At 48.5% G+C, this 26,585-nt stretch carries 20 protein-coding genes and 1 pseudogene; 12 read left to right on the forward strand and 9 right to left on the reverse strand.

Annotated elements, in window-relative coordinates; genetic code table 11:
• The first annotated feature begins 62 nt into the window (after window positions 1–62).
• Complete coding sequence (locus tag N7386_RS03185; RefSeq protein WP_011627235.1) at window positions 63–341, forward strand: peptidylprolyl isomerase; 279 nt, start codon at window positions 63–65, stop codon at window positions 339–341.
• Between the two features lie 171 nt (window positions 342–512).
• The gene (locus tag N7386_RS03190; protein WP_279767029.1) at window positions 513–950 is read left to right on the forward strand and encodes a hypothetical protein; all 438 of its coding nucleotides are present in this window, start codon (window positions 513–515) and stop codon (window positions 948–950) included.
• 322 nt (window positions 951–1,272) lie between these two features.
• Here N7386_RS03190 and N7386_RS03195 read toward each other — a convergent pair whose 3' ends face one another.
• Window positions 1,273–1,713, reverse strand: coding sequence for a hypothetical protein (locus tag N7386_RS03195; RefSeq protein WP_279767030.1), 441 nt, complete (start codon window positions 1,711–1,713; stop codon window positions 1,273–1,275).
• Between the two features lie 692 nt (window positions 1,714–2,405).
• Between N7386_RS03195 and N7386_RS03200 the strand changes: the two genes are divergently transcribed.
• The 6 genes from N7386_RS03200 to N7386_RS03225 all read left to right on the forward strand — a co-directional run bounded on the left by N7386_RS03200 (window position 2,406) and on the right by N7386_RS03225 (window position 6,715).
• Window positions 2,406–3,428 carry an IS110 family transposase gene (locus N7386_RS03200; RefSeq protein ID WP_279767031.1) on the forward strand — a complete coding sequence of 341 codons (1,023 nt, stop codon included), beginning with the start codon at window positions 2,406–2,408 and terminating at the stop codon, window positions 3,426–3,428.
• A gap of 272 nt (window positions 3,429–3,700) precedes the next feature.
• A complete protein-coding gene (locus N7386_RS03205) occupies window positions 3,701–4,519 on the forward strand; it encodes a hypothetical protein (RefSeq protein WP_279767032.1) in 819 nt (272 codons plus the stop codon).
• An 80-nt stretch (window positions 4,520–4,599) separates the two neighbouring features.
• The gene (locus N7386_RS03210) at window positions 4,600–5,397 is read left to right on the forward strand and encodes an HNH endonuclease (RefSeq protein WP_279767033.1); all 798 of its coding nucleotides are present in this window, start codon (window positions 4,600–4,602) and stop codon (window positions 5,395–5,397) included.
• A gap of 351 nt (window positions 5,398–5,748) precedes the next feature.
• On the forward strand, window positions 5,749–5,871 hold the full coding sequence (locus tag N7386_RS03215) for a hypothetical protein (protein WP_279767034.1): 123 nt from the start codon (window positions 5,749–5,751) through the stop codon (window positions 5,869–5,871).
• Between the two features lie 83 nt (window positions 5,872–5,954).
• Window positions 5,955–6,365: a DUF2391 family protein gene (locus tag N7386_RS03220; RefSeq protein WP_279767035.1), complete on the forward strand. Its 411-nt coding sequence runs from the start codon at window positions 5,955–5,957 to the stop codon at window positions 6,363–6,365.
• Window positions 6,366–6,484: 119 nt separating this feature from the next.
• A complete protein-coding gene (locus tag N7386_RS03225) occupies window positions 6,485–6,715 on the forward strand; it encodes a hypothetical protein (RefSeq protein ID WP_011621428.1) in 231 nt (76 codons plus the stop codon).
• A 66-nt stretch (window positions 6,716–6,781) separates the two neighbouring features.
• Here the strand turns inward: N7386_RS03225 and N7386_RS03230 are convergent.
• The 3 genes and pseudogenes from N7386_RS03230 to N7386_RS03240 all read right to left on the reverse strand — a co-directional run.
• Window positions 6,782–7,216: pseudogene (locus N7386_RS03230) on the reverse strand (TonB-dependent receptor); the annotation flags it as partial.
• Between the two features lie 34 nt (window positions 7,217–7,250).
• Window positions 7,251–8,806 (reverse strand): IS3-like element ISSpu6 family transposase gene (locus N7386_RS03235; RefSeq protein WP_086937296.1). Its coding sequence is split into 2 segments (ribosomal slippage): window positions 7,251–8,344 and window positions 8,344–8,806, totalling 1,557 coding nucleotides; the frame shifts between segments, so codons are not numbered across the junction.
• Between the two features lie 27 nt (window positions 8,807–8,833).
• Complete coding sequence (locus N7386_RS03240; RefSeq protein WP_347815250.1) at window positions 8,834–10,639, reverse strand: TonB-dependent receptor; 1,806 nt, start codon at window positions 10,637–10,639, stop codon at window positions 8,834–8,836.
• Window positions 10,640–10,897: 258 nt separating this feature from the next.
• Between N7386_RS03240 and N7386_RS03245 the strand changes: the two genes are divergently transcribed.
• Entirely contained in the window at window positions 10,898–11,599 is a 702-nt protein-coding gene (locus tag N7386_RS03245; RefSeq protein ID WP_220057287.1) for a DUF3581 domain-containing protein, read from the forward strand.
• Between the two features lie 311 nt (window positions 11,600–11,910).
• Here N7386_RS03245 and N7386_RS03250 read toward each other — a convergent pair whose 3' ends face one another.
• From N7386_RS03250 to dsrO, 4 genes are all read right to left on the reverse strand, one after another.
• Window positions 11,911–13,209 (reverse strand): PAS domain-containing methyl-accepting chemotaxis protein, encoded by a 1,299-nt coding sequence (locus N7386_RS03250; RefSeq protein ID WP_279767036.1) that lies wholly within the window; start codon window positions 13,207–13,209, stop codon window positions 11,911–11,913.
• A gap of 254 nt (window positions 13,210–13,463) precedes the next feature.
• A complete protein-coding gene (locus N7386_RS03255; protein ID WP_279767037.1) occupies window positions 13,464–16,571 on the reverse strand; it encodes a tetrathionate reductase subunit A in 3,108 nt (1,035 codons plus the stop codon).
• A 50-nt stretch (window positions 16,572–16,621) separates the two neighbouring features.
• Entirely contained in the window at window positions 16,622–17,716 is a 1,095-nt protein-coding gene (gene nrfD / locus N7386_RS03260) for an NrfD/PsrC family molybdoenzyme membrane anchor subunit (protein ID WP_279767038.1), read from the reverse strand.
• Complete coding sequence (dsrO, locus tag N7386_RS03265; protein WP_279767039.1) at window positions 17,706–18,461, reverse strand: sulfate reduction electron transfer complex DsrMKJOP subunit DsrO; 756 nt, start codon at window positions 18,459–18,461, stop codon at window positions 17,706–17,708. The genes nrfD and dsrO overlap by 11 nt, the downstream gene beginning before the upstream one ends.
• A 217-nt stretch (window positions 18,462–18,678) precedes the next feature.
• Here dsrO and N7386_RS03270 point away from each other — a divergent pair, with 217 nt between their 5' ends.
• Together N7386_RS03270 and N7386_RS03275 are read left to right on the forward strand one after the other, a co-directional pair.
• Window positions 18,679–20,691 carry a PhnD/SsuA/transferrin family substrate-binding protein gene (locus N7386_RS03270; RefSeq protein WP_279767041.1) on the forward strand — a complete coding sequence of 671 codons (2,013 nt, stop codon included), beginning with the start codon at window positions 18,679–18,681 and terminating at the stop codon, window positions 20,689–20,691.
• The gene (locus N7386_RS03275; protein ID WP_279767042.1) at window positions 20,688–21,308 is read left to right on the forward strand and encodes a response regulator; all 621 of its coding nucleotides are present in this window, start codon (window positions 20,688–20,690) and stop codon (window positions 21,306–21,308) included. The genes N7386_RS03270 and N7386_RS03275 overlap by 4 nt, the downstream gene beginning before the upstream one ends.
• A gap of 142 nt (window positions 21,309–21,450) precedes the next feature.
• On the opposite strand, the gene N7386_RS03280 is transcribed toward N7386_RS03275, so the two are convergent.
• Window positions 21,451–22,350: an intradiol ring-cleavage dioxygenase gene (locus N7386_RS03280; protein ID WP_279767043.1), complete on the reverse strand. Its 900-nt coding sequence runs from the start codon at window positions 22,348–22,350 to the stop codon at window positions 21,451–21,453.
• Window positions 22,351–22,907: 557 nt separating this feature from the next.
• Between N7386_RS03280 and N7386_RS03285 the strand changes: the two genes are divergently transcribed.
• Complete coding sequence (locus N7386_RS03285; protein WP_089068498.1) at window positions 22,908–26,579, forward strand: ATP-binding protein; 3,672 nt, start codon at window positions 22,908–22,910, stop codon at window positions 26,577–26,579.
• The last annotated feature ends 6 nt before the right edge of the window (window positions 26,580–26,585 follow it).

The following is a 26,585-nucleotide window of genomic DNA, read 5'->3' on the forward strand; positions in this document are numbered from 1 at the left end:
GTGAAGCGATAACAGCGGTGCAGCAAGATGGCACCGCTGTCTTTGATAAAAGAGAGTACCAGATGTATAAAACCGCAGCCGCAGTGCATATCCTTGTTAAACACAAAGAGCAGGCGGAAGATATTATTAAGCAATTGAATAAAGGCGCGAATTTTGGTGCGTTAGCCAAGCGCTATTCCTCATGCCCATCGGCGAAAAAAGGCGGTGATCTCGGTGAATTCAAACGTGGCCAAATGGTGCCACAGTTCGATAAAGTCGCCTTTTCCGGTGAGCTACTGGTGCCACATCTCGTTAAAACCAAATTTGGTTGGCATGTGGTGAAGGTGCTGTATCGCACTTAATCAGGTTGCGTTGATTGAGTCAATAAGCTGACTCAATCAACGCATTAAGCTGCATCTAAACACCAATCTAAACGCTTATTTTCAAAAAAAGTTAACTGTGCGCGTTTCCAGTGTCCTCACGGGATAAACGCGCAAATGCACGAATAAGACGTTAGCTTCTGGTATGTGTAAATGGATTTAAAACAAACAAATTTGCAGAGCATTCTCGACAGGCTCTATAAGACTGCGTTGTCACTACTCCTCCCACAATTAGGGTTACTCACCATCGTTGGTTCAAAAAGCGATCAATATACTTTTTTGCTGATGTTTATTGTTTTTCTAGCGGTGAATATTCTCATTCCCGTATGGTTACTCCTATTCAACACTGGGAAATCAAAAATTGATTCATTTTCAATCACAATAGACGACCAGAAAATGCTTGTTTCGACATATGGTGAAGTCCAGCAGATAAATAGAGCTTCATATTGTGGCTATAAAGTTACCTCGCAGTATCCAAAGCAAATACAACTATTAGAGGCTAACGGCGAACATATAGAGTTTAGTTACTATGCGTTAACTAAAGAGCAAAGGAACAGCTTGTTTGATTATTTGGGACCAGCCAAAAGCTAACAATCAGACCTAGTCGCTCCCTTCGAACGTAGGGACAAAATATGGGGCCGCTTGGCGAATATGGCCCATATTCTTACCCATAAGTGTGGATGTTATCCATAAACGTCTAAAGCTAAAGCCAACGACTTAGAGTAAAAACTAACGCGTTTTGCCCCAAAGTGTCATAGGATATTTTATGCTTGTCTCGGTTGAATTAGTTTTTGTATTGTTACAAAGTGACTAATGGATTGGTGGTCATTCAGCTATCAGAGAAACATCAAGTGGCTGAGCAAGCAACTGATATTTCCTGAAAATTAAAACTTACCCATTGTTAGTGAGAAAGTTACCCTTGATGTTCATAAGCATCAATTTGAGGTTGAGTTGCCTTGCCTTCAGCAATAAGCCACGATTTACACGGCCCATCAGCTAAACACTGAAAGTACCCCATCAAAATTTCTCCATATTTTAGTTGGAGCTGAACATTTGAGCGGGTGCGTTCAGCCTTTTTGGAGAAATCAATTAATGCAACAGTTGTCGCTGCTTGCGAATACCCCGCTGCAGAAAAAGCTCGCTCATAAGCATTGAAAGTAGCTTTCGCAATGCAAGTTTTGTCTGCCTTACAGGCTTCGTAGTCTACACTTAACCGATTAAGGTCTAACTCAGATTCATATGCATATAACTCCTGCAATCCCTCAACAGTCATAGGTGCTGCGGATTCTGCCCTGCATCCGATTACCGTAAATGCTACGCCAATTAAAGTAATCACTCTGAGTTTTAATTTCATTCGACATTCCTTTGATAAAAATAGTAAGCGAAACTAAGCAATGTAGCTTTGAGTGTAAAGTCAGACAATAATAAAAGGTTTTTCGAGTTAGGCTGTGATCTATGCTACTAATTTAAAAGAATTATGTAATTTAAATTGTGGATTTTGAATCGCCATTGATTATGTAGACTGAGTTTTACGTCGATTGGAGTTGGCCTTAATTGATGGCTTTGGGTCGTCCATTGGTGAGGAGCTAGATTCTATTTCGACCACGCCCAAAAAGCTTACTAGCACTCGTTGGTTCATTTGGCAGTTTATGAACGAGTTACCCTACTAAATCTCATCTATTAGTTCCCATTTTTAGCACTTCGCTATAACAGGCCAGATCTGGATAGGTAATATCCAGATCTTAAAACGCTTGTTTTGAGCGTGTTGAGAACATATATGTGCGCGATACTCCAATATAGATAGTTTAAAGTCATTTAAAATCAGCGAGGTATAATCCGTAACGGTTAGATAATAGGTTTGGAAAACGTGCATGCGCGTTTTTCCAGATGGTATATTAGGCAGAAAGCTGATAAGTTCTTTGCATACAGATAGTTAATTGTGCGCGTTTTTACTGGTCCAACGAGATAAACGCGCATGCGCACTAATAAAATAATGAAATGGACACCCCTCCTATACTGAGAAAGTCAGTTTAAAAGGAGACCGCCATGAGTGATATTTATACAATCGGAATTGATTTAGCCAAGTCAGTTTTTCAATTATGTGCGTTTGATAAGACAGGGAAAAAACTAGTAAATAGAGCCTTAAGAAGAAATCAAGTCATTAAGTTTTTAAGCAATATAGCCCCTTGTCTTATAGGAATGGAAGCCTGTGCCAGTTCTCATTATTGGGCTCGAGAAATAAGGAAGCTAGGCCATGAAGTCAGGCTCATGCCACCTCAGTATGTTAAGCCTTACGTAAAGACAAATAAGAACGATATGGCTGATGCTGAAGCGATTTGTGAAGCTGTTCGCCGACCAACAATGCGATTTGTTTCCGTTAAAAGTGAAGAACAGCAAGCTTTATTGTTACTTCATCGAGAAAGAGAAGGTGTAATAAGAGACCGTACCGCATTAATCAATCGAATTAGGGCAAGCCTTCAAGAATTTGGTGTGAGTGTTCCTGCGGGAAGATTTCAGCTAAAAAAATGGTTTAGAGAAGGTTTTAGCTTGGTAGAGTATCAGTTGCCAAAGCTGCTGGTTGGGCACATTAAATTAATGCAAACACGTTTAAGAGAGCTTGAACAGTATGTGGAATATTTGGATAAGCAGATAGATCTCGCGAGTGAAGTCAGTGATGAGTGTCAGAAGGTCAGAGGTATCCCTGGTGTTGGTCGCCTAACCTCATCCGCATTAGTTGCGAGTATTGGTGATGCAAAAGCGTTTTCATCAGGACGGCAGTTATCCGCTTGGATGGGACTAGTGCCAAGTCAGCACTCTAGTGGAGGTAAGTCACTGCTGCTAGGTATCAGTAAGCGAGGAGATACCTACTTAAGACGTATGTTTATCCATGGTGCTAGAGCAGTGATGAGACATTTGAAAGAAGGAAAACCGTTCTTTGGATGGGTAACCTCGTTGCTCAAGAGAATGCATAAAAATAAAGTGATTGTAGCGTTAGCTAATAAACTGGTTCGTATCTCTTGGGCTGTATTGGCCAAAGAAGAAAATTTTAGCGTAGAGCGAACCTATTAAGTGAAAAGTACATCCAGTTTTGCTAAGTGAAAGCAAGTGATGACAATACAGGTTAGACCGTGACTTGGAAATTCTGTGCCTAACATCGTTTCTTAGAAAACGATAAAATGATTAGAGCCAAGTCAGAGAAGTTCATCGGGGATCAAGAGCAAGTCTCTTACAAGGAATCCGAATAGATGGCTGCAAAACCACAATTGTTATCGTCTGATTTCTCTTGCAAAAAACGGGGTGTCCATAGATGTTAGATTTCTCTCATACAAAGGAGTGTGTGTTTGACACCAATAAAAATCTCGGTACTGTCTACCATCCTCATCGTAATTATCTCAGGAATTACGAGTCTGATCGGTTTGGATCGGCCGTTACTTAGCCTGAATGAAAACCAGATATTCTATTTGTACTCTACTTCTGCCCAGGTGTTGGCTGGAGTTTACGGGTTAACCCTAACGGGCTTTATATTCTTCCGAAACGAACTTAGTCGAGAAGAATTTGAAGATGATACATTAACTGTGGCTGTTGATAGCCTTAAAGAGAGGTATTTCAATATGCTTCTCTTTGTAACGGCATTGTCCATTTTCACTTTAATAATGTCTAACCTTGTGATCTCGTCTGAAAGCAGTGCACAGACCACGTTTAACACCATTATCATGAATACAGCGCAATCTGCATTTTTCATAAACCTGCTGGTTATCGCCTATTTCATATTTGATGTCATCGCACCGAAGAGGATTGAAAAGGAAAGCAAGGTTATTCAGCAGAAAGTTGATCCAACCCCTGAAGCTGAAGATAAAGGAAGCCTCGAAAGCTTCCTAACCAATTACAATAAATTAGAATATATACTTCAGAAATATGGCCAAGCATATCAATCTGAGGGTGAGAGTCGTTCAAGAAGAAGGATTTCAAATGTAAGGCTGGCAGAATTCATATTGCGGGCAGAGCGAATTAACCAAGATCTATTTGGTGAAATTAAAAGTCTTATATCCTTAAGGAATTCAATTATTCATGGCGCTGAGCCAGTCGTAAGTAAGCATATGGTTGAACTCTCCGAAAATATTCTTCAGGAGCTTGCATCAGCATTACACATAAAAATCTAACAAGCGCATGTTGTCGGACTGGTTTTCCGCTGCGCTTCAAACCAGCCGCAAATGCGAGCGTTATACATCAAGGAAGTATCATGCAATTCTTCTGGGTTAATCAATCTCTATTCAAGCAAGAACAGAAGCTTGGTGTCATTCGAGCAGACACTCGTGATTCTGAACATCATGCAAGAAGAAGGATCTTCGATGTTCGAAAAGGTGATGTAATATTTTCATTTTCAAAATCAGGTTTTCAAGCGGTATTAATCGCAGAAGAAAATGCTGACGCTAGTAACAAAAACTGCACGGTTGCATGCACATACAACACTTTTGAAAGTTGTATTGACTTAGATTCTACTATTAAGCTCGTCCAGAAACATTTGCAGGGATTGTATTCTCCTATTGATTCTGCAAGCAGGAGAAATCAAGGCTACTTATATCCTTTGAATGAAAAGGCAGCAATAATTCTACTTGAATTATGCGGTTTGGAAATTGAATATCAGGAAACCGAAACAGCTAATCCTAAAAGGAAAGAAATATTAGTTAGCCGGATAATTAGAAATACAAAAGTTTCTCAAGGTGTAAAGAGAACATATAAAAACACATGCCAAGTTTGTGGGGTTAATTTGACTACTAGCAATGGCCCTTATTCCGAAGGGGCTCATATTATACCTTTGGGCAAGCCCTACAATGGACCGGATGTAGAATCAAATATTTTGTGTCTTTGCCCTAATCACCACGTTCTTCTTGATGGATTTGCATTCTCTATAGCAGAAAATGGTAAGCTAATTGGCATTGAAGGTAATTTACAGATTAGCAAAGATCACAAGTTATCTAAAAAAAGTTTAGCATGGCATAAAATGATGTATAACAAGGCATTAAAGTCGGATTCGTAATAGTTGGCTCGACTCCGCTAAGCTACATAGTTTAGCTAACTATTACTCACCGCTTAAGGCGGCTCAATCCATAGAAATTTTTATCCGAAACTGACGAGTTAGAGTTAATGCTTTAACTCGAAAATGTCCCTTTTCTTTTTACGTACGTATCGAAAATGGGTAGTAAAAATTGGCATTGGGACACCAGTGACCGTTGGCGACATGGATGTCGCCGTCGAGCCTATAGGGATATATTCACGGCGAGTCACTGGGGAAGCAATGACAATAAATTCCATAAATAGATAAAAAGATTAATCGCTTTTGTCCCCAAACGAGTTACTCATCTTCCTTCAAAACAAACAGGCGACATCGATGTTAAACAGGAGAACCATGGTGATTAGCGAGACGACAGTCCACCTCAAGGCTGCTTCTGGCAGCCATGCTATCGTAGCCTTTAAGGTGCTAGCCGACGCATTAAAAGCGCAGCCAAAGTAGCGACAATGGGTGACATTTTACGGGTTATGATTTGCTTATTCGATGTGCGGCTATGATGTGCCGTGAAATCACAGGGAGGCGCGATGAGCTTTAACTTTGATACCTACCGTTTTAACACTGAAGATGCGATTCAAGTCTGTGTCGGCGCCTTTGCGCTTGCCGTGCCTATTGGTTTTTCGGAGGAGGCATGGCAACTCGGGGAGACCTTGCCGCTACTGAATCTGCTGATGTTATTGAGTTTGTCGTTGCTGTTTCTCGGGGTATTTACTTACCAGAGTGTGTTCCAACAAAACATTCGTGATCGCCTACCAGTATTTATTTTTCGGATTGTTATGGCCTATCTGATCAGCGCCTGTGTGGTGAGTTTGGTGCTCCTTTGCCTCGATAAGCTGCCCTTTATTGACGACCCTCTGACCTCCATTAAACGGATTGTCGTGATTACTATGCCGGCTTCTATGGGGGCGATTGTGGTGGATAGTTTCGATAAGGAATAGCGTGGGACTTCGTAGAGCGTCGCTCAACTGCTTAGTGACAACTCATGACTTTTGTCACTGGTGCATTTAGGTTATGTTGCACATACTGGATTAAGAGATAAATTCGAAAAGGACCCGTTATGAACGCAGCAACGCTTGCATTACTTATCCCTATTTTTGCCATTGTCGGCGGATATACAGTCGCGATTATGAAGATCCGCGAGCGCGGCAATTCGGTCAGTAATAAGCTTCAGGCCGAAAACCAACTGTTACGCATTGAGCTTGATAAACTGCGCGAACGGGTTGAGGTGTTAGAACAGCTGGTGACCGACGAGAGTTTTCAGTTAAAGCGTGAATTTAAGCGAGTTTAGTCGCAGTGATTACAGACAGATGATTTACAAGGGCAAACTGTTTGCCCTTGTTCGTTTTAGGAGGGATTAAAATTTATAGCTGTAACCGAGTGTAACCGTTTGAGGTTTTCCGGCAAAAATAGAGCCGTGTACTCGCGTCGTCATATAGGTTTCATCTAAGAGGTTGTCTACGGTTAAGTACACTTCCTGACTGTGGGTGACAAAGTAACGCGCCGACAAGTCCACTAAGGTTTTGGCCTCAATCACTTCATCTGCGGGAATGGCACCTGCACCTGCTTTTGTTCGCATCTCATCGGTATAACGTGCCGCCACTGTGATTTGCCAGTGTTGCGATTGCACACCTGCTGAAATATACAATTGGTTTTCAGGTAGATAGGTTAACTTGTAACCCGCTTCAACCTTATCCCAAGTTTCAAACTCAGATTCGAAACTATTGCCAAACTCGGCATCCGTGTAGGTGTAGGCGAGTTTGACTGGAAAACTCATCGCCCCGGTGCGGTGTTTTTCAAGATAGTTGTCACTCTTTGTTTAAATATTAAGCTGCATTTATTACGCCTTCTTCTGGTGCCTTATCTGGGTTGAGTGTTACAGCGCCAACCGCTTCACAATTTCTGATCTCTGTAGACCAACGCATCGGTTTTCTTTCCTTCGCCGCCTCAAGCACTTTCTTGCGCTTCGCTAAAATAGCGCCATCTTGCAGTGCATGACGTTGCCCTGGTGAGACAAAATTTAGCTGGCTGTGTTTATGCTCATCGTTGTACCAGGTTACAAACTTTTCCACCCATTCTCTTGCTGTTGCTAAGCAGCTAAAACCTGATGCCGGCCACTGTGGGCGGTATTTCAACGTTTTAAATAACGACTCTGAAAAGGGGTTGTCATTACTCACCCGCGGCCGACTTAATGATGCCGTAATACCAAGCTCTTCCAGCTTGGCTTTCATGGTCAGTGACTTCATCGGCGCCCCATTATCAGAATGCAGCACTAATGGCGTGTTAAAGCATTGCTCGCGTAACAGACAGCGTTGGATTAGCGCAGCGGCATATTCCCCACTTTCTTGCTCATGAACTTCGTAACCCACTATTTTTCTACTGTAAATATCTTCAAACAGGTACAAATAGTAGAACTGGCCTTTGACGATTGAGGCTAAATAAGTGATGTCCCATGACCACACTTGATTCGGCCCATCTGCCCGATAACTCAACGGTTTGCTTCGATTGACCGCAGCCTGAGTGCGGCCACGATGGTTAAGTTGACCATGAGCATTTAACACTCTGTAGAAGCTGGATTCCGAGGCGATATAAATCCCGTTATCTAATAATGTTGGCACAATTTGCGACGGGGGTAAGCTGGCGTACTCCGCTTGATTGCACACACTTAATATCTGTTGTCGCTCATGTTCTTCGAGTTTATTTGCTGGCTCTGGTCGAGCTGCTGTTGGCCTTAAATCAGCTTGCACTTGACCTTCTCGATACCAACGTCGATAGGTACGCTTACTGAGGCCCGTTTCAGCACAAGCCTTATAAAGGCGAGCACCATTGGTATAGGCCTCTTGGATTAAGGCAATCAATGCTATGCGCTCAGGCAAGGGGGTTAGCTCTCCTCGCTGTCGTCCCCCCAGAGCGCATTGAGCTTTTTTCTGAGCACCAGTAACGCAGCAGCTTCAGCCAGCGCTTTCTCCTTATAGCGCAATTCCCGTTGCAGCGATTTGATTTCGGCTTTGTCAGCCTTAGCCTGCTGTTTAATGGTTTTAGTTTGTACTTCTGAGGTTTGAAAACCAGCTAAACAATCCTGTTTCCACTGCTGTACTTGCTCGCGGAACAAGCCCTTTTCACGGCAATACTGGTTTATCTCCGCTTCCGACAGCGGCGCTGTTTCAATAATCACGGCAAGTTTTGCTTCAGCCGACCAATCATCGGCTGTTAATGTTTTACCTGGCACGGGGCGACCTTCTTTTCTGGCAATATCTCGCCAATGATACAAGGTTTGCACCGCGATGCCTTCTTCCCGAGCGACCTCTGCGACCGTTAAGTTGTGAGGAGGTAATAATTTTTTAAGGATCGCTTCTTTACGTTCTGGTGAATACCGAGCCATATCGTTCTCTTTTGCCGCACCCTGTCTTTAAACATAATGATTATTTAGGGGTGACAACAATCCTGACACAGGGGGGGTGTGGTTAAACTCGTGGGCTAGGCTGAGTTCGAGGCCTTTAACTTCTACTTCGCCTGCGTTGTACTGATTGTCGAGTTTAGTGTCATCACAACCCTGCGCCGCCGTGCAGTTGCCGTGCATGTTACTGTAATCGCTATAGAAACCGATTAACTCTGCATTAAATGCATCTTGATGGTAGCGAACGCCAGCCTCATAGTTCCAGCTTTGTTCTTCTTGCCCCTTAGCATTGCCGGGTGCGGCGGGCGAGAAGCCTTTTTGTACCCCAGCCAGAAGTAATACTTGCTCATTAATCTGGTAAGTTGCTGATAACGAAGGCAGCAGTGCATTGAACTGGCTTTCAACCTGTTTATCGGGATTCCCCTCGCGGCCCGGATTCTTCTTACCCCAATCGCGGCGTTGGGTTTCGACATCTTCCCAGCGGAGGCCAGCGGTAATGGTGAGCGCGTCTAGGCTGATTTTATCCTGCACATAGGCCGCAAATGCCGTGGCGCTATCGACACGGTTAGAGTCGGTGCCCGGGACACCACTCTTAGTGCGTAACATGACACTGTTGGCGTCCATTGCATAACTGTCGGCCCATTGGTACCTGTCCATTTCATCTTCATGGTAGCGAAGACCAAAGGCGAGGTCGTGATCCCCGAGTAACCAATTGAGTTCCGTTTGTATGCCTTGGGCGAGGTAACTGCGATTATTGGCTTTGACATTGACCTCAAGCTCAGAGAGTAGACCCGCATCAAAGTCGGCAGCATTTTGGATCCCTTTGCCACTTAATGACTCACCACCCACCTTGTCGGCCTTATACCAATTTCGATGAAAATCATTGTAATAGCCAATGCTGCTAAGGCTTAGCGTGTCGCTAAAATCGATAATATGGTTGAGCTGTACTTGCTTATGCTCTGTGGTCATCTGATCTTTTTGCGAGGCTGAATAGCGACTATAGGGCGAGGCCTGATAATCCGCATCGGTCAGACCCATATAGGTTTCGTTAGAGGTCTCATCGGCAAATTTCAATTTGAGTTCAAGGGATTGCTGGTATGCAGCCGTGCTGTCGGTGTTCACTCTGACTTTGGCTAAGGCATCATTTTTAGTAAAGCCAGTGTCGCCGCCGACCGTGTTTATCTCTCGAAATCCGTCGGCTTGATAGCGATAAATCTCGGCCACTGCGCCAATGCGTTCGCCTTGTCCGCCCGCATAGGTGTGTAATTTACCGAAGCCATCTTGACCTAAGGCCAGATCAATTTTGCCGGCTAATGCCTCTTGAGGAATTTGCCGAGACAACATGTTAATCACCCCACCCGTGGTGCGTGGGCCATACTTGACCGTTGAGCTTCCCTTTAGGATTTCAACCGATTGCATTCTACCTGAGGTGGGGAAGTAGTAAGCCGCTGGGGAGGCATAGGGGGCGGGAGCGGCGAGAACGCCGTCTTCCATCACGGTAATCTTTTCAGAACGATTTTGCCCCGTGCCACGCATACCAATGTTCGGGCGCAGGCCATAACCATCTTCTTCTTGAATATAAACGCCGGGCACAGAGGCCAAGGTGCGCATAATATCGGAATATTTAAAGGTTTCTAATTCGGCTTCGGTAATTTGATGGGCGCTACCTGGGGTGGTATCGAGGGGATTTTTACTGCCGAAAATACTGATCTGTTCTATTTTTGCGGGGGCTTGGCTGGGCGAATTAGCTTGGGTATTGAAGGCGGTAGTTAATGCGCAGGCTAATAGGCTAAGGCGCATTGGGCTAAGTTGGGTCATTGGGCTCTCCGAATCGGACATGGTGCTTGTCTTTATTTTTTTACAAACAGGAATTGTTCTCGTTTGCGGCCGCGGAGCTTAGTTTTATTAACTTAAAACCAACTTAAAATTCTTTATCTTTACAAATGTAAGTCAGGTGTTACTTTGTTCGTTACCCTAAGAGGATAAGTCATCGGGTGAGTGAAATGCCGAAACTGAGGTAGACTCGTTGCACCTTTGTTATTCGCCCAATATTGAGCCAGTTAAGATCGAGTTTATATGTTCCTATCGCCGTATTTTTCTAAGCAAAATCAATCAATTTCTGTATCTGCACAACAAGCCAGTGACTTCGCCAAGAAAATCGCCCAAGACTTTAACCCTATTCACGATGTGGGTGCTAAGCGCTTTTGTGTGCCCGGTGACTTGCTGTTTGCCCTCGTCTTAACCCAATACGGTTTAAGCCAGAACATGAAGTTTACCTTTGCTGGCATGGTCGGTGATGGCGTCGAGCTGCAATTTCCCGAGCAGGTGAACGACAGTTTTTCGATTTGCGATAACCGCGAGAAAACCTATTTGCAGGTCAGTCGTGAGGGCGATGTGAGTCGCTGTGACGCGCAAACCGAATCCTTTATTCGCAATTATGTGGCGTTTTCGGGGCACAATTTTATCGATATCTTGGTGCCTTTGATGAAACAGCATCAAGTGATGATCAATCCCGAGCGTCCCTTAGTGATCTACGAGAGCATGTCATTCGACTTAACCAGTCTCGACTTTGTGGAAGTAAAATTATCGCTAGTACAACAAGAGCTTAAGATTGATGGCAAGCGTGGTGATGTGACACTGCACTTCGAGCTGCATAGCGGCGATACCTTAGTCGGCACTGGGATTAAAACCTTAGTCATGAGCGGCCTGCGCCCCTACGAAGAGGCGCAAATGCAGCAAATGTGCGCCGCCTATGAAGGGCGCAAAACTGATTTTTAAGCGGTATTTTGAGTCAGACCTATCTCGAGTAAGGCTTATTTTGAGTCAGAACTATTTCGAGTAAGACCTGAGTGATTAGGTAAGTGTGGCGTCTAGGGAAAACCAAGACGCCGATAACGGATGTGACTCAATTGAAACCACATGGGATAACAGCTTTAAAGCCCGTTATCCCAAGAGCTTAGCTAGGTTATTTAACTTAACTTGCTAACCTCGCTCTCCAGCCGTTTTCCCACTTCACATATCAACTCTGCCTTTCTGTTTAGCCATAGGTTAAGCCTCTCGCTTATCCATTAACGCTTAGCCAAAATAGGTTAATCAATAGACAGTTGCGAGACTGTCTCGGCGACATTCTCTGCGCCGGTGCGAATATCACCCATCACGGCGGTGACTTCCGCTAATTGCTGTTTGCCTTCCTCGGCGATGCGCTCAACCTCGTTCATCATGCTGGTGGCACTGGCCGTCAGTTGGCTGTTCTTATCAACCACGGCAGCAATTTCGCCAGTCGATTTACTGGTTCTCGCCGCTAATTGGCGTACCTCATCGGCCACCACGGCAAAGCCTCGACCTTGTTCGCCCGCGCGGGCGGCTTCGATGGCGGCATTGAGGGCCAGTAGATTGGTTTGATCTGCAATCGCACTGATGGTTGCCACAATCGCTTGAATACTTTGGGATTGCTCGTTGAGCTTCACCATAGACTCAGTGGTTTTGTGGGTCTGCGCCGCAATAGCATTAGAGGTGTTTACCGTCGCGTCGAGCAATTGCACGCCGCGGTTAGCCTGTTCCACCGTGCTCTGCGAGGTGGCATGGGCGATATTGGCCGCATCCCGAATCGCATGACTCTTGATGATCCTTTGGGTAATGTCACTGGCAAACTTGATCACCTTCACCACTTTGCCGTGATCATCCATCACGGGGTTGTAGACGGCCTCAAGCCAAATCGAATCCCCGTAGGCATTTTTACGTTGGAATAGGCCTTTCTTGTATTGCCCGCGTCGTAGGTCATCCCAAAAATGCGGATTATCCTGATAGAAGTTATCGAAGCAGAACAGACGGTGATGCTTGCCCTGCAGTTGCTCCTTGCTATACCCCATGGTTCTGAGGAAGTTGGCATTGGCATTGAGGACATTACCCTCGGGGCTGAACTCGATAATCGCCTGGGATTTTTGCAGGGCGGTAAACAGTGCCGCCTGAGCATCCAGTTGGTATTTATCCTCAGTGATCACCGCTGCGGTTTTCATGATCTTAGTGATTTTACCATCCAGCTTGATGGGGAAATAGGTCGCCCTAAGCCAGATCTCTTGGCCATTCTTATGCACGCGGGGGAATTTGCCTTCCTTCGCCTGTCCTTGCTTTAACTCGCGCCAAAAGTGTTGATACTCAGAGGAGCTTACATAGTCTGCGGCACAAAATAATTTGTGGTGCTTACCGACAATCTCGTCCAGTGAGTAGCCTACAGCCTTTAAAAACAGCGGATTCGCGTCGAGGATGATTCCATCGGGAGTAAACTCAATCGTTGCGATACTCGCCTTGATTGAATCGACAACGGCTTCGGCTTCCCTGCGCTTTATTTCGCTTTCTGCTAGGTCTTTACGTAGTGAAGAATTAAACACTGAATACTCCTGATGAGTGGGTTAACTCAAAAACGGCGCTGAGTGCCTAAGCTGCTGATTTAGGCATAGTGTAAATATAGCCATGATTTTACGCGTAAGTGGCTTTTCAACGAAACTTAATGCTGTGAGATAGATACCAATTATCGCCAAAATAAGATCAAGCTGAGGATAAAAAAGAGCGACATGTGTCGAGCTTCAAAGGTGGGTTATTTATCCAAGGCGCTGATACAAGCGCCTTGGATGGCGAGCTTAGGTCAAGCGATTTTCTCTATCTTGGCGGGCAGTCCTTGCCGCGCCGATGCGCCGCTGGCCCAGTCCACCAGCGGATAGCGCCCATGGCGGCTTGGGTCGAACAGATTTAAGTCGTTCATATTGACTCCGACGCGGATCAGCGGATTGGCGGCGATCTTTTTATCATCGATAACTATGTCCCGCGCGCCTAACTCCTTATGGCCATAGCCGTGCTCGATGGCAATACAGTCGGGATGTACGCCCGCCACACATTCCACTAAAGCCACTACGCTGCCATTAGGTGTGCTGATCTTAACCGTATCACCGGTTTTAATGCCAAAGCGCTTGGCCGTTTGCTCATTGATGCGCACCGGATTATTGGGGTGCACTTGGCGCAAACGGTCCGAACCTATGCTCATCGAACTCATGGTATGCGACTTATAACTGCTGATCAGCAGCGGCCACTGTGACTTATCGAATGCTTGCTCCAAGGGGGTGCCGTTGGCGAGAGATGGATGATAACGCCTTGGACAGCCACTCATATATTCGCCGTTTAAGCTGTTGCGCCGACTGCCCACCTCTGGGTTCCACAGCATTAAAGGTTTTGGCCAAACCTTGCTGGGGTTGCCCGCCTCGTCACGGCCAGCGCTGATATTCTCAAAGCGGCCGCCACGGGCAAATAAGTAACTGACTTTTTTGACCTCTTCGGGTTTGAGTCTGGCATTGAGGTCCGCTTGAATGCGCCCAACACCACTGAAGTACATATCCTCGGCATTGATATCGGCAACGGGTTTACCAAGGTAAGCCACGTTCGCTGCGCCGTAGAGCGAGAAGTCCGCCGCGCGGCTCAGAGGATGCAGACTGCCATCGGCGGCCTTGACCGCATTGTGACCAAAGCCGGGCAGATTGAGTTTTATCGCCACTTGGCTAAGGAAAGACTCCATACAAATCACATCGCCGTCAGCGGTTTTGGCGACCCTCGGCTCGACAATCGGCCAGCGCCCTGTGGCTTCTTTGGTGAGCGTGCCGTGCCACGCGGCGCTCCAGCCCCAAGATTCATAGGTTAAGGTGTCGGGGACTATGTAGTCCGACAGCGCCGAGGTCTCATTGATAAAGCTGTCGATGCTGATAAATAGCGGTAATACTTTGGGATCTTTTAATTGTTCACCAATGGCTTCGCCAAGGCCCGCCTGACCATAAATCGGGTTACCCATATGGTTGATCCATGCCTTGAGTCGATAGGGATAACCATGCACTGCTGCGGTTAAGTGTTCACCGAGCAGGGGCGATGAGATGGGAAACCAAGGTTCCTTCGACGGATAGGGCGACTCTCCTGCCTCGATTTTACGGCGGTACTCAGAGGTTTTTTCGTAGGGGAACTTAGAGCGGGAAAGGAATACGCCCTTAGGTTCGACCATGCGGTCAAACTCCTGCAAATTGTATCTAGGACCCGCACCAAAGGCGGGGAAAGTGCCGCCCTTAGCTATAGCGCCGCCCTTAAGATTTAGGTTACCTATCATGGCGTTGAGCATCATGATCGCCCATGCGCTGTAAAAACCGTTAGCACTCATAGTGCCGCCGTGGGAAATCACCGCCGCCTTAGTACCATGGCTGGTAAACTTGTGGGCGAGGGCCGCAATTTGCGCCTCGCTAATATCACACTCCTTAGCGTAGTCGGCCATCTCGACGCTGCGCGCGGCTTCACTGAGCAGCTGAAAACTGGATTTCACGCTCAGCTGGCCCTTTGGCGTATTCACGCTTTGCTCAACCTCAAGTTGCGCCTTGGCGCATTGTCCCGCTGGTAGGATCTGCCCAGTAGCGGCGTCGACAACCAGTGGAGAATCCTGCTCGCCATAGGCTTTGCCTTCGAAGGGGAGACCGAGATCGCTGGCATACAAATATTGGCCGTATCTGGGGTGATTTGGCGTGCTGATGATTAAGAAGCTGGCATTACTGAACCCGCGATAACCCGCCGCTTTCGCCGCCTCGGCATTGGGCGCGGTTAAAAACGCACTGGCGTAGCGCTGGTTATCGATAATCCAGCGCAGCATGCCCATGGCGAGGGCTGAGTCGGTTGCGGGGCGAATGGGCAGCCAAGTATTGTTACCCGCGCAGGGTTGGTTCGAGGTGTTGGGCAGCATGGGCGAGACCACCACATAACTGAATTCTCGCCCATCGACCCGAGCGTTGGCCAATTGCCGCGCTTGGCGTTTAAAAGGGTTGCCCGACTGCTGTGGCGAGGTACCGATAAACAGCAGAAACTCGCTATTGTCCCAATCGGGTTTTAGGTGGGCGTACTTTTTTAAATCGTCGAGCAGGGCACCCGCCCCCGCGCGATAGGTAAAGCCGCAATAGGCACCGTGGTTGGCAAAATTTCGTGTACCGAAACTATTGAAGGTAAAGCGTTTAATAATGACATCTCGGCCTTCATCCGAGGCGTTCGACACCAATAATTGGTTGGCCTTGGGGCCATATTCAGGATTATTGGCATCGAGTGGCGTGCTGATATCGCGAATTGCCCTTAAGCCTTCGACATGCCCCTCACCAAATAAGTCACCGCCATCGACGACCTCGGTTAGCAGTTGCTCGAAACTGATGCTTTGCCATTGTCCACTGCCGCGCGGCCCGACCCGTTTAAGGCATTGGGTGACGCGATAGGGACTATCTAATTGTTCTAACATGGCATTGCCACGGGCGCAGGCGGTTGAGCGCCCCTGTAAGCCCTGCTCCTGATAGGCACTTAAGCCGACTAAGGCGGTTTTGATCGGGGTATCGAAGTCGATATGTTCCCGCGCCGAGAGAGGATGATAGGGATTGCCACTGATGCGGAGGATTTTATCTGTTTTATTATCGATACGGGCGCGCACGCCGCATTTGGTCCAGCAACCGAGACACATGGTATTGGCAATGCGTTGCTCATCGTTGCCAATCAACTGGCCTGAGGTTAAATCTACTTTATATTCAGGGGCTAGCGAATTGCCATGGATGGGATCTTGGGTGGTCTTGCCCGAGCTGCCATTCACCACGCCTTTGCCCATTTGCGCTAAGGTATGGCTGTAACCTGCGGTAAATAATCCCACGCCACCCGTCACAGTAGCGCCTTTGATAAAACGACGTTTACTCTTATCCATTATGGACTCCTTAATGCGGTAACTTCTCTTGATATGGACGGTGCTGTGGCTCAAGAGGCCAACTTAGTTGAGCTGGGTTGATAGCTAATAAATTCAGACACTAACACCATCAGTGCGAGCCAGAGGCCGAAGGTGCCAGCGATACCCAATAGGCCCTCTGGCCCCCATGGCAGTTGGTAGAAATAGGTGCCCGCGCCGTATTTAGGGTCGGTTTGCGCTTGGATAAGTACAATCCAGCGAAATCCCCATGCCAGATGTACCGCTGTTAGACTGACGACTAACATCAATACCGAGGGGAGGCGGCGCACTGCTAATACCAATGCCAGCAGGGCGAGGGTGACCAATACCCAAATGGCGGCCAGTTGCCAGCTTGGGCTGGTGTCTAATAACAGCGCCGCTTCGTGCGCCGAGCCGTTATCGAATAAGGCCCAGCCGATAAGGCACAGGGCGAAGAGGCCAAAGCTTGCTCTAACCCATTGCAGTAACCTGTCTTGGGTGCTGGCTTGATAACCGTGCAAAATGCGATTGAGCAGGGCGAGTGTGCCGCAGGCGGCGAGTAGGGCACTGGTCGCCATCAATGGTGGTAACCAATAGGTATGCCAGAGCGGCCGCGCTTTGATCGCCATGGTCTCCATTCCGGTATAAAGCGCAATACTGAAGGCGCTTAGGCTAGCAAGCAGTGCGATTAGCTTGATCCATTTATCGCTATCCCAGTCTCCTAGACGGATAAGTTGGGCAATACGCCTCACCAAATCTTGGGACGATTCCCCTTGTGCCGAGGCTTTGGTTGGCAAGTATTGGCGCAGTAATAACCAGGCAAACACTAGACTCGTGCCCGAAAATATCGGCAGTAAAAAGGCGCCGTACCACATCCACGAATGTGGCCTGATTTGGGCATAGAAATGCCATGCCCGCAGCGGTTGGTGAAGGTCTGCAAGCAGCGCAATCGGCGCGACTATACCTGCTGTGAGCATCAAACAGGCGCAGAGCTTGAGCAATCTGGCGTCGGTTTGTTTCGCGCTAAATAAATGAATGGTCGCCACCCACACACTGGCGTAGGCCAAACCCATTAAAAAGAAGTATTGCACTGCCCAAGGTAGCCAAGTGATGGCGATATCTGGGGTAAAGATTTCTTTAATGACCATGGTGGATCTCCTCGCCAGTGTCTGTCAGTAGGGTGCGAACGGGGGCTTGGCCGCTGATCCTGTGTTCGAAGGCGCTGTTCATGCCGATGTAAAACACTCTAGGTGCCGTATTGGCATCGGGCTTAAGTACCTTGATATCCGCTTGATTCGCTTTGAGTAGTTGGCTGATGTGGCTGTGAGGATCGTTCAGATCGCCAATCACCCTCGCTTCGCCGACACAGGTTTCGACACAGGCGGGTAAGAGTCCTGCTTCGAGCCTGTGGGCGCAGAAAGTGCATTTATCGGCGGTGTTGGTCTCGTGGTTGATAAAGCGGGCATCGTAGGGGCAAGCCTGCACACAGTATCCGCAGCCGACGCACCATTCGTTGTTGACGACCACAATGCCATCTGGGCGTTGGAAGGTGGCACCCGTGGGGCAAATCGGGATGCAAGGCGGGTTTTCGCAGTGATTACACAGTCTTGGCAACATCAAAAATGCGGGGGGCGTAGCTGCATCCTGTTGCGACACTTCATATTGCTGCACTGTGGTACGAAATTGCCCCAGGGGCGGCAGGTTTTCGAAGGTACACGCCACGGTACAGGCCTGACAGCCGACACAGCGGCGCAGGTCAATCACCATGCCGTAGCGTTTGCCCGTAGCTGCAGTTTGTGCCTGTTGGGCTTGCACTTGCACGACGGGAATGAGCGCGGCGCCGACACTCACACTGGCCATTTTTCCGAGAAACTGACGTTTACTCTTGTCCATAGGAATTTCCTTCACTCTTACAGATAAAACGGGTCGAAAGACTTAAGGTTTAGCGTTAGGCGCATTCTGTAAAAGGCGGGGTGGCATCTCTATAGTGGTTTTCCACATATCCGATAGGGACTTGATCTAGCGCAACAAATATCAGTTAGAATGACCTCTCAAAAATTAGGGTTTATGATTTAGCAACAAAATGGATCTCATCCTAGGGCTAAGGAGTATGGGCACTGTGTTGAGTGTTGTCGTATCAACCATCGTATCAATCAAGAGTTGGCGAACGGGATTAACATTCGTCATCGTCTTATTTAGCCTGCTGAGTCTCTCAGTTATGGCTGAATCGGCTGCTCAAGCAACTGAGTTAGGCGCATTAACGGTTGCGCCCGCGGGAGAGCTGATGGATGAAGCTGGTGCTAACTATCAAGTAGTCGATGTGGGCGTATTGGCCATTCGAGGCTATAAGGGCACCATCAATCGTTGGCAACCGCTGATGGGCTGGCTTGAGTCACAAATTCCCAATAGTTACTTTAGGTTGCATCCCTTAAGCCTCGAAGAGCTAGCCAAAGGGGTCGAAACCGAGGGCCTCGATTTTGTGATCACTAACCCCGGACAATCTGTGATGTTGGCGCGGCAATATTCCCTGTCTTGGCTCGCAACCCTACGAAGCCCAATCAACAATGGCGCGGCCATGCAGGTGGGTTCGGCGCTGGTGGTCAGGGCCGATTCCCCCTATCAGACCTTAAAGGATCTTAAGGGCAAGCGCCTTGGTATTGTCTCCAAAAATGCCTTCGGTGGTTATCTCACTATGGTCTACGAGGCGCAGCTAAAGGGCATAGATTTACCAGATTTGGTTGGGGAAATTGTTCCCTTAGGTTTTCCACTCGATAACCTGGTTTATCAGCTCGGCGCTACAGGTCAGCAGGGTGGTACAAATGAGCTTAGTGATACAGATGAACCAAGCGGTAAAGCACTGAGCGGTAAAGTACCCAGCGTTAAAGCTCCAGGCTTCGATGCGGCGATTGTGCCCGTGTGCCAGCTTGAGCAAATGCAGGCTGAAGGCTTGATTAAGCTGCAAGATTATCGGGTACTCGATAATCAGGCGCCCGTTGGGTTCCATTGCCAAGTGTCGAGTCGACTCTATCCCAACTGGTCGATGGCTAAGACCAATCGTGCGACGCAATCCTTAGCCAAGCAGGTGACTCAAGCCCTGCTGGCCTTACCCGAAGACAGTCCCGCCGCGAGAGCCGCTGAATCCGCGGGTTGGACTACGGCCGTGAGCCAACTGGCGATCGATCAACTGCTTAAAGACCTCGATATGCATCCTTTGCAAACCCCGTGGTGGCAGCGAGCGTGGCAGTGGGTGAAACTGCATCAACATTGGGCTTGGCTAGTGTTGGCGATTTTAGTGCTGCTTAATGTGTACCACTTCTGGCTCGAATATCGTTTTAGTCGCCGTGGGCGTGAGTTGATTAACACCCAGAGGCAACTCAGTGAAAACCGTGCCCTGTTGGAGCATGCCCAGCGCATCGCGATTGCTGGGGAGTTAGGGGCGAGTCTATCCCATGAGCTCAATCAACCGCTGGCGGCGATTGGCCATTACTGCCATGGCGCCGAGGTGCGTTTGCAGCGTGGGACGAGTCCAGAAGAGTTACAATCCGTGCTGAATTTGATTCAGCAAGAGGTCAGCCGCGCCGACAGTATTATTAGCCGTTTGCGTAATTTATTGAAAAAACGGTCTGTCTCCAAACAACCCTTATATTTGCACCAGCTTGTGAACGACACTGCGCCGCTGCTCGCCTATGAGCTGGAGCAGCATCAGATCTTGCTTTCTACTAATATCAGCGGCGAAGCCTATCCATTGCCTTTGGACGAAGTCGGCATGCAACAGTTACTGCTCAACCTATTGAAAAATGCCGCCGATGCCTGTGTGCAGCGTCAGCAGAGCGAGGTCGATGCGGCAAAAACCTATCTGCCCACTATCGATATCGACCTTAGGTATCTTGAGCGTAAGATACTGCTCACGGTCACAGACAACGGCACTGGGCTGACCGAGGATGCCAATCTGCTGATGCAGGCCTTTTATTCGACTAAGTCTGAGGGGTTAGGGCTGGGGCTGGTGATCTGCCGAGATATTGCCGAGAGTCATGGTGGCCGCTTTAGTCTAGAAACCGCCCTAGGTGGCGGCTGCCAGGCACAGGTTTCCTTACCCCGTAAGCTTGAGGGATCACCAGCATGAGCCAACAATTGCCCGTGTATTTGATTGATGACGATGAGTCGGTGCGCCGCTCACTGCGGTTTATGCTCGAAAGCTATGGGCTAAATATCCACGATTTTGATAGCGCCGAGGCGTTTTTTGCCGCCATCGACTTGAGCGAGCCGGGCTGTGCCTTAGTCGATGTGCGTATGCCGGGCCTCAGTGGGCCGCAATTACATGCGCAATTAGTGCAGCATAATAGTCCGCTGGCGGTGATTTATCTTACTGGACACGGCGATGTGCCCATGGCAGTGGAGGCGCTAAAACTCGGGGCGGTGGATTTTTTCCAAAAGCCCGCCGATGGCGCTAAGCTCGCCGACGCGGTCGTTAAAGCGCTAGAACATGCCAAGGCGCATTATCAAGATAATCAATATGTAAAAACCTATCTGGCGCTTACGCCACGTGAGCGGGAAATCCTCTCCCTTATCGCCAAAGGCTATAAAAATCAGGAGATTGCCGATACGCTGTGCATCGCTATGCGCACGGTCGAGATCCACCGCTCCAATCTCATGCGGGGCATGCAAGTCGGGTCGCTCGCCGAGATGATCTTAATCTATGGTCGTATCGCCGAACATTTAAAGGCCTTGGACTCTGATTAATGGTGCGAGAAGCCTCTGCTTGCCGCCAAGCCTTTGCAACTAGGTTGAAGTAACCAAGGATTTAACAGGAAAAAGCGCATCGAAAGATGCGCTTTTTCTATCGGGCTCAATCATGCATATCGAATTAGTTCATTCAACTCAATTAATTCAACTGGAGTGTGCGCCACGCCAGTAATGAGCCATCGTCATTTTGGCTGGTATTAAATAGAAACGCGCTGTAATTGCTACCAAAAATATTGTCGCGACTCAGGCTGGTATCTTGCTGGCCACGGGTCAGATATTCGGGATGGCTGGTGCAAATCTCGGTCGTCAAACTCTCGCTAAAGCCCAGTTGGGAGACCAACTGGTCGTTATTGTTGTTTCGTATCCGAAAGTGCACATGGATAGTGCGCCCCGAGTACCAGCCTGGAAAGCAGGATTTAAAGTTAACTCGCCCCTCGCTGTCAGTCACTTGGGTGCCCCTAAACCACTGGGATTGCAGCGCCTTGCTCGAATTTCCGGTGCAGTAGCCACTGTTAAAGCGGCTCTTATCCGCGCTGCCACTGGTGTCGCCTGAGTAAATGCCTGCAACATTACAATGCCAGACTTCCACCTCCAATCCGCTCAATGGATTGCAATTTTTATCAATCACTTGAAAGCAAATCTGCATAGGCAAACCCGATTCGGCGTCCGAAATATCATCCCGATTATCGACTTGGAAATAGCAAGGGCCTTCCACCGCCGATTGGGTTAATGCCAAGGCGCAGGCACCAGTGGCGGTGAAGAGGCTGGTATCGGGAAAGTTGACCGTCATGCTGGCGGTGCCACCACTGGCCCAATCGCTCGGGGTTGTTACATCTGTGCCTGAGCCGGTATCCGTGTTGCTATTGTTGCTGTCGTTGGTACTGTCTTCGGACTCCGAGCCGCAGCCGACTAAGCCGACCAAGGGGCTCGCGACCAATGTCCAGCCGATGGCTTTGAGTAAGGTGCGGCGCGGTGCGTTGTCTATCGTGGTGTTTAGCATTGTATTAAACGGTGAAGGGGGGCGGATACTTTTTGTCATTTGGGCTACTCACTTAGCTGGGTTTTATTGTTAACGCTTGCAGTGATTAGTGAATGAAATGTGATTTTGGTTCGGCTTTGGTCCCGAGTCTTTCACTGTTTTACCCAAGTTGACAGTTGCTGAAAATGTTAACGGCCGCTAAACCGTCCCTATGAGCTTAGAGCGTAGAAACCGAGCGTTATCCCCTGAGCTTTTATACCCAATTGTGATCTACTGACGTTTTGTTAACCGTTAAATGGATGGGAATTGAGGTAACATTGAGCAGACTTGTTTCGCGAAGGTGAAAGACTCGGGTGCTCGATTGCTTATGCCCCCTATTTGCCTTATTTTAGGGGCACAAAATGGGACTTTACCTCGCAATTTTCGCAAAGATGATTTCGCAAGGATGATTACCCGTCACACGCTTTTGTCCATTGAGACTGACCGCCCCTTTATTTTGTTGAGCTTAGGTGTGTTGAGCTTAGGTTTTACGCCTCGGCGTTTAATCTTGAGTCATGGTCTCGATTTGGGCTCGATTTATCTGGGTTAGCTTTGACCCCGTTTGGATAAGGAATGAAATGCCAAGCTTGATTCGTATTGTGCTGATTGATACGCACCTTCCGGGCGTTGTGGAACTCGCCCTCAATGGCCATACCAATATTTGTGGTACTAACGCCTCGGGTAAAACCACTCTGCAACGTTTAGTGCCTGTATTTTATGGCGAATATCCTAGCCGCGTGGTGCCTTCAACCCGTGACAGTTTCGAGCGTTGGTACTTGCCACACGATTCAAGCTACATCATTTACGAATATCAAAAGGCCGATGGTTTGCTCTATCAAGCCGTGCTGGCGTCGGCGGGCGATGGTAAAGGGGTGAACTACCGCTTTATCGGCAAAGGTTTCGAGTTAAGCGATTACATTAAAACCCAAAATGGTGACACCATTTTATGCCACACCATGGCAGAACTCGGCCGTGAATTAAAACGCCAAGGCGTAGCCACCACTAACTTGCTTAACACCCGAGAATACCGCGCGATTATTCAAAACGATCGCACTTTATTAAGCACGGGCAGCAACCGCAGCGAACTGCGAGCCTATGCGCACCAATTCGCCCTGTGTGAAGGTGAGCATTCACTGCGCCACATCGAAAAACTCGCCAAGGCGGTACACTCCAAAGAAGGCAAAATGGAAACGGTCAAATCCATGATCGCCGCCATTTTGGAAGAAGACGGGGTGAATCCACCTAGCTCACGCCTCAATCCGCAACGCGTCGAGGCATGGATCCGCGAGAGTCAATTAATCCAAGGCTTTGAAGTGATCCGCCCCGAGTTTGAAAAGCTCGAGCAGGAATTTAACCAATTGCTCAGCGCCGAGATGCGTCTCTCGAGCCTCTCCCGTGGTTATCGCAACGATGAAAGCCTAGAGGCCGATCGTTTAGAGATCCAACAAACCCTATCTAAGGAGCTGAATTTAAAGCTTCGGATGTTGGACGACGAATGGAAAGAAGTGCGTGACGAGCTTAACCTCGACCTATCCGCCGCCAAGGGCGACGTGGCTAAGTGCGAGTACGAGCTAGATGCGATTGAAGATCAGCACGGCGCCTTTTTAGATGCCAATATCGAGCAAGCCAAGGCCGACTTGGACATGCTGCCAAACTGGCGTGCGGACATGGAAAACCTAAGCGAACGCCATAAGTTACAAACCGAAAAACACCAAGATATTGAAGCGGCTTACAATGCCCGCCGCAGCAAAATTGGCGAGCAGTTAAACCGCGAGCTGGAAGGCTTACACGCGGATCAGGACAAACAACGCGAAGCGCGCGACAAACAGCGTGAAGTGGCAAGAGCCGATCTCGATGCCCTCGAAGCCCAATGGCGCAGCCAAATGGATGCGGGCAAGGCGAGCTTTAGCGAGCAGGAATATCAATTCAAACTCAATGCTGCCGAGCTTAAATTACGTGTCGATGGCGTGACCTACACCGAGGAAGAAAAGTTAAGCCTTGCGATTTTCGACGAGCGGATTCACCGCGCCGACGAAGAGCAAGAAAGCTGCAACGCTAAGGTGGAACGTTTAAGTAGTGAAGAGCGTAAGCTGCGCGCCAAACGCGACCAAGCCAATGAAGCGTTGCGTATCGCCAGCCTGCGCGTAAACGAGCGCCAAACATCGCTCGATGAACTGCACCATATGCTGTTCCCTCAGTCCCATACCTTGCTCGAATTCCTACGTAAGGAAGCCCAAGGTTGGGAGCAGAGTCTGGGTAAAGTGATTGCGCCCGAGTTGCTGCATCGCACCGATTTGCATCCGAGCGTGACGGGGACGAGCGACACCCTGTTTGGGGTGCATTTGGATCTTAAAGCCATTGATGTGCCTGAATATGCCGCCTCCGAGCAGGAGCTGCGTATTCGTTTAAGCAAGGCCGAAGAAGCGCTGCAAGGCGCGCAGGAATTACAGGCCGAGGCCGAATCACAGCTGGTGGCGATTAATGGCGAGCTGGATAAACTCAGCCGTGAACTCACCTTTGCCCGCACGGCTTACAAGAATAGCCGTGATGATTTACGTCGTCTGTTCGATGAAAAACGCAGTGAGCAGGACAAGATCAACAAGGCGCTGGCCGAACGTAAAGCCTTTGCCCAGCAGCGCTTAACTCAACTCGATGGCGAGCTAAAGCAGCTTAAGCATCAACACCAGCTCTGGCTCGAAGAGCAAAAAGAGCAGGCGCTCGAAGCGCGGATGGAAAAACAAGCCTACTGGCAGGAAGTGATTGGCGCGCTCGACAATCAACTGGGACAAATCAAGGCCACCATCGACGCTCGCCGCGAAAGCGCTAAGGCCGAGCAGAAAGCCTGCGAAACCTGGTACAAAAACGAGCTTAAATCCCGCGGTGTGGATGAGGACAATATCCTTAAACTCAAGCAACAAATCCGTGAGCTTGAAACCAAAATCAGCCGTGCCGAGCAGCGTCGCAGCGAAGTATTGCGCTTCGACGATTGGTATCAACACACTTGGTTGCTGCGTAAGCCTAAGTTGCAGACCCAATTGAGCGATGTGAAACGTGCCGCCTCGGAAATCGATCAGCAGCTTAAAGCCAAGACTCAAGAAGTGAAGACCCGCCGTCAACAACTCGAGACCGACCGTAAGGCCTCGGATGCGGCGCAGATTGAAGCCTCTGAAAACTTAACCAAACTGCGCGCCGTGATGCGTAAGCTGGCCGAGCTGAAACTGCCCGCCAACAATGAAGAAGCTCAGGGTAGCCTAGGTGAGCGTTTGCGTCAGGGCGAAGATTTACTGCTAAAACGCGATTATTTGATGGGCTCGGTTAAGCAATATGTGGAGCATTTCGACTCTGTAATTGCCAGCAAGTCAGGCTCAGGTTTAGCCGAGACTTGGGAGCGTGCCCGCGAAGAGTCGAGCTTTATCAACGACAAAGGTATTCGCCTGCTGGATTACCGTAAGCTAGTGCCGCAGCTAGAACAGTTACTCAATGTGATTGTGCCGCAATCCATTATGGCGCTGCGCGAACAGGGGCGGATCTTCGGGGTCGACTTAACCGCCTTCTATGATGTACTTGCCGATATCGACCGTCGCATCGCCTCCCAGAGTGCGCGCATTACCCGCGAAGTGGGCGAGGAGTTATTCCTCGATGGCGTATCCGAGTCTGCGGTCCGTATTCGCTCTAAGATCAGTGAATTAGAGTTTTGGCCCGAGCTTGAACAGTTCGTTAAAGCCTTTAAACAGTGGAAGGCCGACGGCTTTAATGGTCTGCCCGATGAGGAATACACCAACAGCATGCGCCGCGCCTTAGACATTATTGGTCGCGCGGCCTTAACCGGCGGCATTGCTAAGTTGCTGGAAATCGAGCTGCGCCTCAAAGAAGGCAATAGCGACCTGATTATCCGCACCGACAGACAGCTGAACGAATCCTCGAGCCACGGTATGGCTTATCTGATCTTGTGTAAGTTCCTGTTGGCATTCACGCGCTTGTTACGTGGCCGTGCCGATGTGACCATTCACTGGCCGATCGACGAGCTGGGCACGCTGCACCACACCAACGTGAAGAAGATTTTTGATGCCTGTGGTAACAACAATATCAGTGTGTTAGGCGCCTTCCCGAACCCAGAGTCAGAAGTGCTGAACCTGTTCGAGAACCGTTACATTATTAATAAACAAACCAAGAAGTTGCAGGTGGTGAAGCCCAAAGCCAATCCGATTGCCGATATGTTGAGTAAACGCCTGAGCAAGGAGGCCATCTAATGAGTG

Origin of the sequence: Shewanella sp. GD04112, from assembly GCF_029835735.1 — a bacterium.
In the GTDB taxonomy this organism is placed as follows: domain Bacteria; phylum Pseudomonadota; class Gammaproteobacteria; order Enterobacterales; family Shewanellaceae; genus Shewanella.

Bases quoted from the DNA above. Each gene is read 5' to 3' on its own strand.
- N7386_RS03185 (WP_011627235.1), top strand. From the start codon at position 63: ATGTATAAAACCGCAGCCGCAGTGCATATCCTTGTTAAACACAAAGAG.
- N7386_RS03190 (WP_279767029.1), top strand. From the start codon at position 513: ATGGATTTAAAACAAACAAATTTGCAGAGCATTCTCGACAGGCTCTAT.
- N7386_RS03195 (WP_279767030.1), bottom strand. From the start codon at position 1,713: ATGAAATTAAAACTCAGAGTGATTACTTTAATTGGCGTAGCATTTACG.
- N7386_RS03200 (WP_279767031.1), top strand. From the start codon at position 2,406: ATGAGTGATATTTATACAATCGGAATTGATTTAGCCAAGTCAGTTTTT.
- N7386_RS03210 (WP_279767033.1), top strand. From the start codon at position 4,600: ATGCAATTCTTCTGGGTTAATCAATCTCTATTCAAGCAAGAACAGAAG.
- N7386_RS03215 (WP_279767034.1), top strand. From the start codon at position 5,749: ATGTTAAACAGGAGAACCATGGTGATTAGCGAGACGACAGTCCACCTC.
- N7386_RS03220 (WP_279767035.1), top strand. From the start codon at position 5,955: ATGAGCTTTAACTTTGATACCTACCGTTTTAACACTGAAGATGCGATT.
- N7386_RS03225 (WP_011621428.1), top strand. From the start codon at position 6,485: ATGAACGCAGCAACGCTTGCATTACTTATCCCTATTTTTGCCATTGTC.
- N7386_RS03240 (WP_347815250.1), bottom strand. From the start codon at position 10,639: ATGACCCAACTTAGCCCAATGCGCCTTAGCCTATTAGCCTGCGCATTA.
- N7386_RS03245 (WP_220057287.1), top strand. From the start codon at position 10,898: ATGTTCCTATCGCCGTATTTTTCTAAGCAAAATCAATCAATTTCTGTA.
- N7386_RS03255 (WP_279767037.1), bottom strand. From the start codon at position 16,571: ATGGATAAGAGTAAACGTCGTTTTATCAAAGGCGCTACTGTGACGGGT.
- nrfD (WP_279767038.1), bottom strand. From the start codon at position 17,716: ATGGTCATTAAAGAAATCTTTACCCCAGATATCGCCATCACTTGGCTA.
- dsrO (WP_279767039.1), bottom strand. From the start codon at position 18,461: ATGGACAAGAGTAAACGTCAGTTTCTCGGAAAAATGGCCAGTGTGAGT.
- N7386_RS03270 (WP_279767041.1), top strand. From the start codon at position 18,679: ATGGGCACTGTGTTGAGTGTTGTCGTATCAACCATCGTATCAATCAAG.
- N7386_RS03275 (WP_279767042.1), top strand. From the start codon at position 20,688: ATGAGCCAACAATTGCCCGTGTATTTGATTGATGACGATGAGTCGGTG.
- N7386_RS03280 (WP_279767043.1), bottom strand. From the start codon at position 22,350: ATGACAAAAAGTATCCGCCCCCCTTCACCGTTTAATACAATGCTAAAC.
- N7386_RS03285 (WP_089068498.1), top strand. From the start codon at position 22,908: ATGCCAAGCTTGATTCGTATTGTGCTGATTGATACGCACCTTCCGGGC.